Raw genomic sequence first — 10,760 nt, 5'->3', positions numbered from 1 at the left:
CGCGGTGGCCGGCAGCCCCGGTATCGCGGCGGCTTACAGATGCTCGCTGCCCAGAAACAGCAACGCCCCCAGCAGTATCGCGGTCTTGAGCCTGATCAAAGCACCCGCTCCTTTGGCTGTGTCGGTAAGGAACTGATCGAGAAATGCCGGGCAAGTTCGGCTATTGCCCGCAGATAGCAGGACGACGATGCCTTCCTGTGGCACAGACTAGCACTCGCGCTCGCGATCTTTGCGTCCAAGGCAAATATCAAATGTCCGTCCCTGTATTTTTCCGCACAACCCGAACCCCGACACTGCGCTCCATCGAATCAATCTCCGGAGTTGCAGAAATGCCCATTGCCTTGCTCGCGCTGACCCTCAGCGCCTTTGCCATCGGGACGACCGAGTTCGTCATCGTTGGCCTGTTACCCACCATTGGTGCCGACCTCGGGGTCAGCCTGCCATCCGCCGGCCTGCTGGTCAGCCTGTATGCCCTTGGCGTTGCCGTCGGCGCCCCGGTGCTGACCGCCCTCACCGGCAAGGTTCCACGCAAGTTGCTGCTGTTATCGCTGATGGTGCTGTTCACCCTCGGCAATCTGCTGGCGTGGCAAGCACCGAGCTACGAGTCGTTGATCCTCGCGCGGATCGTCACCGGCCTGGCCCACGGGGTGTTTTTCTCGATCGGCTCGACCATCGCCACCAGTCTAGTGCCGAAGGAAAAAGCCGCCAGCGCGATTGCCATCATGTTCACCGGCCTGACCGTGGCGCTGGTCACCGGCGTGCCACTGGGGACATTCATCGGCCAGCATTTCGGCTGGCGTGAAACCTTCCTCGCTGTTTCGGCATTGGGTGTCATCGCCTTCGTTGGCAGCCTGATTTACGTGCCGAACAACATCGCCCACAGCAAACCCGCGTCGTTGTTGCAACAATTGCAGGTGCTCAAGCAACCGCGCCTGTTGCTGGTGTATGCCATGACGGCCGTCGGCTACGGCGGCTCGTTCATCGCCTTTACCTTCCTCGCCCCGATTCTCCAGGACCTCTCCGGTTTCAGCGCCAGCACCGTCAGCCTGGTATTGCTGGTCTACGGCATCTCCGTGGCCGTCGGCAACATCTGGGGCGGCAAGCTGGCGGACAAACACGGCCCGATCAGCGCCCTGAAAATCATTTTTGCCCTGCTCGCCGCCGTGTTGTTCGTGCTGACCTTCACTGCCGGCAATCCTTGGCTCGCGCTGGTCACCGTGCTGGTCTGGGGCGCCGTGGCATTCGGCAACGTGCCGGGATTGCAGGTGTACGTGGTGCGCCAGGCCGAACATCACACTCCGCAGGCCGTGGACGTAGCATCCGGCCTGAACATCGCGGCGTTCAACCTCGGCATTGCCGGCGGCGCGTGGGGCGGCGGCCTGATCGTCGCCCACATGGGGTTGATTCACACCGCATGGATCGGCGGCCTGGTGGTGTTGCTGGCGCTGGCATTGACCGCGTGGAGTGGACGCCTTGACCGCCTCGGCCCGGTGTTCGCCGAACAGGCCGAGGGTTCTGCCCGCGTTATCACCGGCCACTGATACACCCTGTGGGAGCGGGCTTGCTCGCGAAGGCGTCGGCACATCCAGCATTGATGTGACTGATACGCCCCTTTCGCGAGCAAGTCGGATCGCCGCACCGCCGCTCCCACATTGGATGGATGTGAGTTCAAGACTGTGTACCGTCCGTAGCCCCATCGAAACTTTCGCCGCCGCCCCGGAGTCATCCAAAAACAGGGGCCGTCAGGCGGGAGGCGACATGACAGCGAATCACACCGATATTCCCGCACACTCAAACGCAACCGACATGCAGGTACAGGGGCCGTCCGTCACTTGTCGTTTCAAGGTGCTGACGGTCAATACCCATAAAGGTTTCACCGCACTCAACCGGCGTTTCATCCTGCCGGAACTGCGTGAAGCGGTGCGCAGTGTGTCTGCCGATGTGGTGTTTTTGCAGGAAGTCCACGGCACCCACGAACAGCACCCCAAGCGCTACACCAACTGGCCGACGATGCCGCAATACGAGTTCCTCGCCGACACCCTGTGGCCGCAGTTCGCCTATGGACGCAATGCGGTGTATCCGGCGGGCGATCACGGCAATGCGCTGCTGTCGAAATTCCAGATCATCCGCCACGACAACCTCGACGTGTCCATCGGCGGTCACGAGAACCGCGGGCTCCTGCATTGTGTGCTGCGCATGCCCGACGACGGCCGGGAAGTGCATGCCATTTGCGTGCACCTGGGGCTGCGCGAAAGCCACCGCACGGCGCAACTGAAATTGCTTGCCCAGCGCCTGGACGCCCTGCCGGTCGACGCCCCAGTGATCGTCGCCGGGGATTTCAACGACTGGCGCCAGCGCGCCGATGCATTGCTCAAGCCAAGCGGTTTGCGCGAAGTCTTCGCCGCGCACCATGGCAAACCGGCGCGCAGTTTCCCCGCGCGCTTGCCGACATTGCGCCTGGACCGCATCTACGTGCGCAACCTCAAGGCCAGCCATCCGCAAGTGCTGACCACCCGGCCCTGGTCGCACCTTTCCGACCACGCCCCGCTGTCGGTGGAGATCGAGCTATGAGCAGCCAGTCGATGGAAAAAACCACGTTGCAAGACATCCCCGCCCCGCCGATCCGCGAACCGGCAGCGGTCGATGTCGAATACGGCTGGCAAGGCAGCAATCGCGTCGAGTTGCTGGAAAACGGCGAAGCGTTTTTCCCCCGGGTATTTGCAGCCCTGCGTCGGGCGCAAAGTGAAATCCTGCTGGAAACGTTCATTGTGTTCGAGGACAAGGTTGGCAATGAGCTGCAACAGATTCTGATCGAAGCCGCTCAGCGCGGCGTGCGCACCACCGTCAGTCTCGACGGGTTTGGTTGCGGCGAACTGAGTGCGGGGTTCCTCAGCGCCCTGACCGCGGCCGGCGTGCACCTGCAAATGTTCGACCCGGCACCGAAACGCCTGGGCATCCGCACCAACTGGTTCCGGCGTCTGCACCGCAAGATAGTGGTGGTGGACGGCAGCATCGCCTTCATCGGCGGGATCAATTTTTCCGCCGATCATCTGGCCGACTTCGGCCCCGAGGCCAAACAGGACTATTCCGTGGAGGTGCAAGGCCCGGCGGTGGCCGACATCCATCACTTCGCCCTGCTGCAATGCGGTCGCCCGGTGCGGGCCAGATACTGGTGGCAAAGGCGCCGGATGCGGCGTTCGGAACTGGCCTTGAGCGATCACGATGGCCAGGTGCGGCTGGTGTATCGCGACAACGGAGAACACCCGTCCGACATCGAAGAGGTTTACCGCCAGGTGTTGCGCCAGGCACAACGGCGGGTGGTGATCGCCAACGCCTACTTCTTTCCCGGTTTCCGCCTGCTGCGCGAGATCCGTAACGCGGCCCGTCGAGGCGTGGATGTACGGCTGATCCTGCAAGGGCAGCCAGACATGCTGGTGGCCAGGCTCGCAGCGCGCATGACCTACGACTACCTGCTCAGGTCCGGGGTGAAGATCTACGAGTATTGCGACCGCCCGCTGCACGGCAAAGTCGCGTTGGTGGACGAAGACTGGAGCACCGTCGGCTCCAGCAACCTCGACCCGTTGAGCCTGTCGATGAATCTGGAAGCCAACGTGCTGATCCGCGACCAAGCCTTCAATCGTCATCTGTTCGATCGCCTGGAAGACCTCAGCGACCACCACTGCAAGGTCATGTCTCCCGACATCGCGCCACGCGGACGTGTCTGGCACATGACCATCGGTTTTCTGGTGTTTCACTTCCTGCGGCATTTCCCGGCGTGGGCCGGTTGGTTGCCGGCGCATAAACCTCGCCTGAAACCTGTCCCCCCTCCGACCGAGAGCGCTGACCATGAACCGCGCTGAGACCCACACGGCAACTCACGCCAGAAGCGCTGGCAAGTCGCACTTCAAGCGCTGGAAACGACCGCTGACGATGCTGTTTTTCCTGATGCTGATCGTGCTGTTCACGATGCTCGCCCAGCGTATCGAATGGAACGAAGTGTTCGACAACCTGGCCGATTTCAAGGTACGCACGCTGATCATTGCCTCGGCGCTGACCCTGGTGAGTTTTCTGGTGTACGCCTGCTTCGACCTTATCGGCCGCACCTACATTCGCCAGAATCTGACATGGAAGCAGATCCTGCCCGTGGGGATCATCAGCTACGCCTTCAACCTGAACCTGAGCGCCTGGGTCGGCGGCATCGCCATGCGTTACCGGTTGTATTCGCGGCTCGGGGTCAGCAAGAGCAACATCGCGAAAATCCTTGGCCTGAGCCTGGCGACCAACTGGTTCGGCTACATGGTCATTGCCGGCGCCGTGTTCTGCAGCGGCCTGGTACGCATGCCGCCGGGCTGGAGACTCAGCAGCAGTGCACTGCAAGGCGTGGGGGTTTTGTTACTGCTGCTGAGCGCCGGGTACCTGGCTGCATGCCGGTTTGCCAAACGTCGGGAGTGGGCGATTCGCGGCGTGGAGATCGACTTGCCCTCACTGCACATGGCGGTGCTGCAACTGGCCCTCGGCGCCCTGAACTGGTCGCTGATGGCGGCAGTGATTTTCACGTTGCTGCCGAGCAAACTGGACTATCCACTGGTACTGGGTGTGCTGTTGATCAGCGCCATCGCCGGGGTCATCACGCACATCCCGGCCGGGCTCGGCGTGCTCGAGGCGGTGTTCGTGGCGCTGCTGCAACACGAGGTTTCGCGGGGTAGCCTGGTGGCGGGACTGCTGGCCTATCGGGCGATTTATTTCATTGTGCCGCTATTGATTGCCCTGGTGATGTACCTGCTGGTGGAAGCCAAGGCCAAGTCATTGCGGATTACCAGGAAACCCAAGTGATCTGTGGTGTGTTCTAGTCCGCCTTCGCGGGCAAGCCCGCTCCCACAAGGATCCAGGGTGAACACATTTTTTGGGAACAACCCAAAACCCTGTGGGAGCGGGCTTGCCCGCGAAGGGGCCTGCAAGAACACCACAAATATCAGGATGATTGAATAATGCTCAACCGCTCCCCCACCACCATCTCGGTAATCCAGTCGACGAGGATCGAAGTGTACGCCTGCTGTGAAACCGGGTCGCTCAAAGCGTGATCGGCGCCGTCGATGATACGGTGGGTCAGTGAGTGCGTCTGCTGGCAGGCCGCCCGGTAGCTCATGATCGTCGCGTGGGGCACGTGGTCGTCGGTCTCGGACTGCACCAGCAGGACGTCCCCGGTAAATTGCGAACAGGCATGCAAGGCGCGGTTGCCGTCGACACTCACCAGGGTGCTTCGGTAATCATGCAGATCCAGCTTGTCCAGATCGCGTTTCGGCGTGTGCCATTGCTCATCGCGATACAGCGCCGGCACCCGCAGCGCCAGCCAGCGTACCGGCCTGAGCGAGGTCAGGATCGCGGCCAGATACCCCCCGTAGCTGGTGCCGACCACGGCAATCGCCGACGTATCGAGGGCCGGGTGCGCGAGCAAGCGGTCATAGGCTGCCAGCAGATCCCGCAGGTTATCTTCGCGAGTCACCCGGGACAATGGAATGCCGGTGCCGCCGATGTGTCCGCGCAGGTCGAAGGTCAGGCACACGCAGCCCAACCCGGCGATGCCCTTGGCGCGTTCCAGGTCCCGCTCCTGACTGCCGCCCCAACCGTGCACGAAGAGCACGCCGGGGACTTTCGATTTGGGGCTCAGAAACGTCCCGCTCATCTGTTCGTTGTCGATGTCGATCTGAATGGATTCGCTTCTAGCCGTCATAGGATTCAACCGTTACGTACTTGAGGAGAAAGTCACTGGTGTGCGCCGGCCCGCGGAACACCTCGATGGCGTCTGCCGGCAGCGGCTGGTCGATGTAGGTTTCCACCGAAGACACACGAATCGCGCACATCCCCGGTTCGTTGACGAAACTCTGCAAGGCCGCTACCTCGGCACTGCTGGCACCGCCCATGCGCCAGGACTGTTCCAGCACACCACTGCGCGGCTGGCCGTTGCTGTCCAGGCCCTGGGCGATGTCGTAATTGCGCCGCGAGGCATAAAAGCCGGGATAGGCTTCATCGGCCGCGTTGTCGAACACTTGTGCCTGACGAATCGCCAGGCGCACGTCTTGCGGCAGATCCAGTTTCAGTAATTGGTCGTAGTCACCGGACACCACCAGCAGATCGGAACCGCCATACACCGACTCGCCCTGTGCGTCTTCGGTGAGGTATTGCTCTCCGCAGTAACTGAGCACCCTGTCGCCGATAAAACTCTGGCCGACGCTGTGGGTGATCACCTGGTCCAGATCCTGCTCGAGCACCACGCCTTCGGTGAACAGGGCCCCAGCCTCTGGCCTGGCAAGCACTTGATCGAACTCGTCGAGGCTTTTGATCACTTCCTGACCGCGTCCGGCGCAGGCATGAATCGGCTTCAGGCGGATCGGCCCGGCCTGCAACAATTGCTCCGCCGCCGGGCGCGCATCCGCGAGTGAGAACACGCTGAGACCGTCGAGTACTACGCTGCGCACCCGCTCGGAAAACAAGGGTGCCCAGCCTTGCGGTGCATGGGCATGGTGATTGAGCAATCCATGACTGATGGCTTTGGTGCAGATGAAGTCGTGGTCGACATAACCGCCCCACAAATCCTCCGGCCCCTTGACCCCCAGGCGCCGGGCAGCCGCAGCACCCACCAGGGTCTGGGTCGGCAGCAGGTAGAGGTCCCGCCCGCCGTGCCGTTGCGGGTCGTAACTGCCGCCGTACTTGAGCCCCAGTATCTGCGCCAGCCAGCGGGCCAGCGCACGGTTGGTCTCGACTTCGTGCAGTGGCGCATCGGCGATCACCGAATGGGCGACCACCAGTTTCTTGCGGTTTGTCGGGGTCATGCATCCCCCTTCAATCGACGCTTGATGAATGTAGCTGAAGGGGTGCAGGGATCAGGCCAAGGCGGCTTCAGGGGAAACGTATTTCAAATCAGCCCTTTGCACAGGAGATGATGGCATGGGGCCTGTTTTATTCTGCACGACGCCCTTAGTGATTCCGGCATTTTGCACGACTCAAGCCCAACCCTGTGGGAGCCGAGGTGATGTAACTACCGTGCAACCGATCCAGGGCTCACCCCGAACCGCGTCCGATAATCACTCGGCGCCAGCCCGGTGATTTTCTTGAATGTCGCACGAAACGCCCCGGGGTCCTGATAACCCACGGTCCAAGCGATATGGTCGATGGTGCCGTTGGTGAATTCGAGCATTTCCCGGGCCTTGCCGACTCGCAGATGCTGGCAATACTCAGTGGGCTTGAGCCCGGTGGCCGCACGGAATCGGCGCAGGAAGGTGCGTTCTTCAAGGCCTGCCTTTTCGGCCATCGCCGCCAGCGATACATCGGTCGCCCCGGTGCTTTGCAGCCAGTGTTGCACCTTGAGGATCACCGCATCGCCGTGACTGAGGATCGGCGCAAAATTGCTGCCGCACTCACTGGCGCTGTCGCTGTGCTCCACCACCAGAAAACGCGCGGTATTGGTGGCGATGCTCGGTCCCAGCAGCCGGTTGACCAGGCGCAAACCCAGTTCGGACCAGGCCATCAGCCCGGCAGTGGTAATCAGGTCGCCGTCATCGACAATCGGCGTATCGGCCTTGAGCCTGATCGCCGGATAACGTTCGGCGAAGGCTTTGGCCGAGGTCCAGTGGGTGGTGGCGCTGCGACCGTCGAGCAGACCGCTTTCAGCCAACAGGATCGAGCCCACGCAAACTCCGCCCAGTGTCGCGCCGCCGGCGTGTTGCTCGCGCAACCAGCGGATCAATCCCTGTGGCGCCTGGCCCTCGGAAAAACCGCCGATCGACGGCGGAATCAGCACGGCCACCAGGGCGCGCTCCGGGCCGGGATGGCTGTCGAAGACCCGCACCGGCGGCTGATCACCTTCGACCTGCCAATGGCTGACCCGCAGCAGCGGCAACTGCGCAGTCTGATGCTCGGCGGCGATCCGGTTGGCCACCCCGAACAAGTCCGTCAAGCCATGCACCGCCGCCATCTGCGCGCCGGGATAGATCAGCACACCGAGTTCGGCGATTGCCCTTTCTGCGTCCATTGTCAGTTTTCCCCCTCTTATTGTCGGTGCGGCCAATCCCCGGACCGCCTGCCAGCGCCAATACTGCATTCCACACCAACACACACTTCAAGGAAACAGTCATGGCCAAGCAAGCGCTCATCGTAGTCGATATCCAGAACGACTACTTCCCCCAAGGCAAGTGGCCGCTGGTCGGTGCTGACGCCGCCGCAGACAACGCCGCCCGCCTGATCGAGGCCTTTCGCGCTGCCGGCGATTCAGTGGTGCACATCCGCCACGAATTCACCTCCAACGACGCACCGTTCTTCACCCCCGACTCCGAAGGCGCGAAGCTGCACCCGAAAGTGCTCAACCGCGCCGACGAACCGGTGGTACTCAAGCACTTCGTCAACTCGTTCCGCGAAACCGACTTGAAGTCGATCCTCGACGAGCAAGGCATCAAGGAGCTGGTGGTCGTGGGCAGCATGAGCCACATGTGTGTGGACGGCATCACCCGTGCGGCGGCGGACTTTGGCTATAAAGTCACCGTGATCCACGACGCCTGTGCCACCCTCGACCTGGAGTTCAATGGCGTGACGGTTCCGGCGGCGCAGGTTCATGCGGCGTTCATGGCGGCCCTGGCGTTTGCGTATGCCAGCGTGGTGTCGACCACCGACTACCTCGCGGCCTGAAGCAACGGCGTTTCACCACGAATAAAAAACCCGCACTTCAGGCCGAAGTGCGGGTTTTGTTTTTCAGCTTGCCGCTTGTAGCTCGGGGGCTTACAGCTGCTTAGAACGGAATATCGTCATCAAAGCTGTCGAAATCCGGAGCCGGCTGAGGAGCAGCCTGCTGTGGAGCCGGGCGCGACTGTTGCGGTGCCGACTGCTGTGGACGCGGAGCCTGCTGGCGCGGAGCGGATTGCTGGTAGTTGTTACCGCCGCCCTGAGCCTGCTGGTCGCCCTGTGGACGGCCGCCCAGCAGTTGCATGGTGCCTTGCATGTCGACCACGATTTCGGTGGTGTAACGCTTGATACCGTCTTTTTCCCACTCGCGGGTCTGCAGCTTGCCTTCGATGTACACCTGCGAACCTTTACGCAGGTATTCGCCGGCGATTTCCGCAACCTTGCCGAACATCGAAACACGGTGCCATTCGGTCTTTTCGACTTTCTGACCGGTTTGCTTGTCGGTCCACTGTTCGCTGGTCGCCAGACTCAGGTTGGTCACGGCATTACCGTTAGGCAAGTAGCGAACTTCGGGATCCTGGCCGCAAGTGCCGACCAATATGACTTTGTTAACCCCACGGGCCATAACGTTCTCCTAGGCTACGCACGCTGCCCCGGCCGGGTTGTTCACCAGGCTTTCAAGGGTGGTGCGATCCAATAGTTCGGTGTCCAATTTGATGTAAATGGCCGCCTCATCAGCGACTATCACTGCATCTGTTACCCCTACGACAGCCTTCAGGCGCTCGACCAGACCCGCTTCGCGGATCGCCTCGGGCGACAACGGCAAGCGCAGGCTTGTCACGTAGGGAGGTTCACGCATGGTAACAGCAAAGGCCAGCCAGAGGGCAGCCAGACCGGCGCATCCGAGGAACACAACCGACAAACCGCCGTGCTGGAACAACCAGCCGCCGAGTATCCCGCCCAGTGCCGATCCGAGAAACTGGCTGGTGGAATAAACCCCCATCGCCGTGCCTTTGCCACCTGCCGGTGAAACCTTGCTGATCAGCGACGGCAACGAAGCCTCCAGCAGATTGAACGCGGTGAAGAACACCACTGTACCGATCACCAGAGCCCGCAAGCTGTCGCCGAACTGCCAGAAGAATAGCTCGGTGAGCATCAGTGTCACGACGGCACCGAGTAAAACTCGTTTCATTTTGCGTTTCTTTTCGCCGTAAATAATGAACGGGATCATGGCGAAGAAAGAAATCAGCAGCGCAGTCAGGTACACCCACCAGTGCTGCTCCTTGGGCAGCCCGGCCTTCTCGACCAGTGCCAGCGGCAAGGCGACGAAGCTGGACATCAACATCGCGTGCAACACAAAAATGCCCAGGTCCAGACGCAGCAGGTCCGGGTGCTTGAGCGTCGGGATCAGCGCCTGGCGCGCGACACCGGACTCTCGATGCTGCAACGGGTGGGTGGAGCGCGGCACCATGAACATCACGATCACAATGCCGAAGAGCGCCATGCCACCGGTGGCAAGGAACAGCCCGGACAGCCCGAAGGCACGGGTCAACAGCGGACCGACCACCATGGCCACCGCAAACGACAGGCCGATGGTCATGCCGATCATGGCCATGGCCTTGGTCCGGTGCTGCTCGCGGGTCAGGTCGGACAGCAAGGCCATGACCGCCGCCGAAATCGCCCCGGCGCCCTGCAGGATTCGCCCGGCGATCACACCCCAGATCGAATCGGCATTGGCTGCTAGCAGGCTACCGAGGGCAAAGACGATCAACCCCAGGTAAATCACCGGGCGTCGACCGATGCGGTCGGAAATGAATCCGAACGGAATCTGGAAAATGGCCTGGGTCAGGCCATAAGCGCCAATCGCCAAGCCAATCAGGGCCGGCGTTGCCCCGGCCAGATCCATCCCATAGGTCGCCAGTACCGGCAACACCATGAACATGCCAAGCATACGGAAGGCGAACACCAGGGCCAGACCGCTTGCTGCGCGGGTCTCACCGCCACTCATGCGCTCGCTGTGGGGATCGTGCATGGAAAAACCTCATGTGAACCGGCGGCGATTCTACCAGTCCCATCGATTGGCAGGG

General features: G+C 61.7%; 10 protein-coding genes. 5 read left to right on the top strand and 5 right to left on the bottom strand.

The features are described 5' to 3' along the window. The first annotated feature begins 329 nt into the window (after window positions 1-329). From ACCD00_RS17865 to ACCD00_RS17850, 4 genes are all read left to right on the top strand, one after another. Window positions 330-1,541: an MFS transporter gene (locus tag ACCD00_RS17865; RefSeq protein ID WP_413426451.1), complete on the top strand. Its 1,212-nt coding sequence runs from the start codon at window positions 330-332 to the stop codon at window positions 1,539-1,541. Window positions 1,542-1,806: 265 nt separating this feature from the next. Then, window positions 1,807-2,571 carry an endonuclease/exonuclease/phosphatase family protein gene (locus ACCD00_RS17860; protein WP_413426453.1) on the top strand — a complete coding sequence of 255 codons (765 nt, stop codon included), beginning with the start codon at window positions 1,807-1,809 and terminating at the stop codon, window positions 2,569-2,571. Further along, the gene (gene clsB, locus ACCD00_RS17855; RefSeq protein ID WP_413426449.1) at window positions 2,568-3,860 is read left to right on the top strand and encodes a cardiolipin synthase ClsB; all 1,293 of its coding nucleotides are present in this window, start codon (window positions 2,568-2,570) and stop codon (window positions 3,858-3,860) included. The genes ACCD00_RS17860 and clsB overlap by 4 nt, the downstream gene beginning before the upstream one ends. Beyond that, a complete protein-coding gene (locus ACCD00_RS17850; protein ID WP_413426447.1) occupies window positions 3,847-4,833 on the top strand; it encodes a lysylphosphatidylglycerol synthase domain-containing protein in 987 nt (328 codons plus the stop codon). Before clsB ends, ACCD00_RS17850 begins: the two co-directional genes overlap by 14 nt. 139 nt (window positions 4,834-4,972) lie before the next feature. On the opposite strand, the gene ACCD00_RS17845 is transcribed toward ACCD00_RS17850, so the two are convergent. From ACCD00_RS17845 to ACCD00_RS17835, 3 genes are all read right to left on the bottom strand, one after another. Then, the gene (locus ACCD00_RS17845) at window positions 4,973-5,731 is read right to left on the bottom strand and encodes an alpha/beta hydrolase family protein (protein WP_413426445.1); all 759 of its coding nucleotides are present in this window, start codon (window positions 5,729-5,731) and stop codon (window positions 4,973-4,975) included. After that, complete coding sequence (locus ACCD00_RS17840; RefSeq protein WP_413426443.1) at window positions 5,721-6,830, bottom strand: DUF3182 family protein; 1,110 nt, start codon at window positions 6,828-6,830, stop codon at window positions 5,721-5,723. Before ACCD00_RS17840 ends, ACCD00_RS17845 begins: the two co-directional genes overlap by 11 nt. Window positions 6,831-7,036: 206 nt before the next feature. Then, window positions 7,037-8,029, bottom strand: a complete 993-nt coding sequence (locus ACCD00_RS17835) for a GlxA family transcriptional regulator (protein ID WP_413426441.1) — start codon at window positions 8,027-8,029, stop codon at window positions 7,037-7,039. A 101-nt stretch (window positions 8,030-8,130) separates the two neighbouring features. Here ACCD00_RS17835 and ACCD00_RS17830 point away from each other — a divergent pair, with 101 nt between their 5' ends. Further along, entirely contained in the window at window positions 8,131-8,679 is a 549-nt protein-coding gene (locus tag ACCD00_RS17830; protein WP_413426439.1) for a cysteine hydrolase family protein, read from the top strand. 100 nt (window positions 8,680-8,779) lie between these two features. Here ACCD00_RS17830 and ACCD00_RS17825 read toward each other — a convergent pair whose 3' ends face one another. Both ACCD00_RS17825 and ACCD00_RS17820 read right to left on the bottom strand, forming a co-directional pair. Then, complete coding sequence (locus tag ACCD00_RS17825) at window positions 8,780-9,298, bottom strand: single-stranded DNA-binding protein (protein ID WP_413426437.1); 519 nt, start codon at window positions 9,296-9,298, stop codon at window positions 8,780-8,782. Between the two features lie 9 nt (window positions 9,299-9,307). Beyond that, window positions 9,308-10,705 carry an MFS transporter gene (locus tag ACCD00_RS17820; RefSeq protein ID WP_413426435.1) on the bottom strand — a complete coding sequence of 466 codons (1,398 nt, stop codon included), beginning with the start codon at window positions 10,703-10,705 and terminating at the stop codon, window positions 9,308-9,310. Between the last annotated feature and the right edge of the window lie 55 nt (window positions 10,706-10,760).

It is taken from the genome of Pseudomonas sp. Pseusp3, assembly GCF_047304225.1.
GTDB classification, from domain to species: Bacteria; Pseudomonadota; Gammaproteobacteria; order Pseudomonadales; family Pseudomonadaceae; genus Aquipseudomonas; species Aquipseudomonas fluorescens_CD.
The sequence above is the reverse complement of the archived record's forward strand: the minus strand, read 5'-3'. Positions and strand labels throughout refer to the sequence as shown.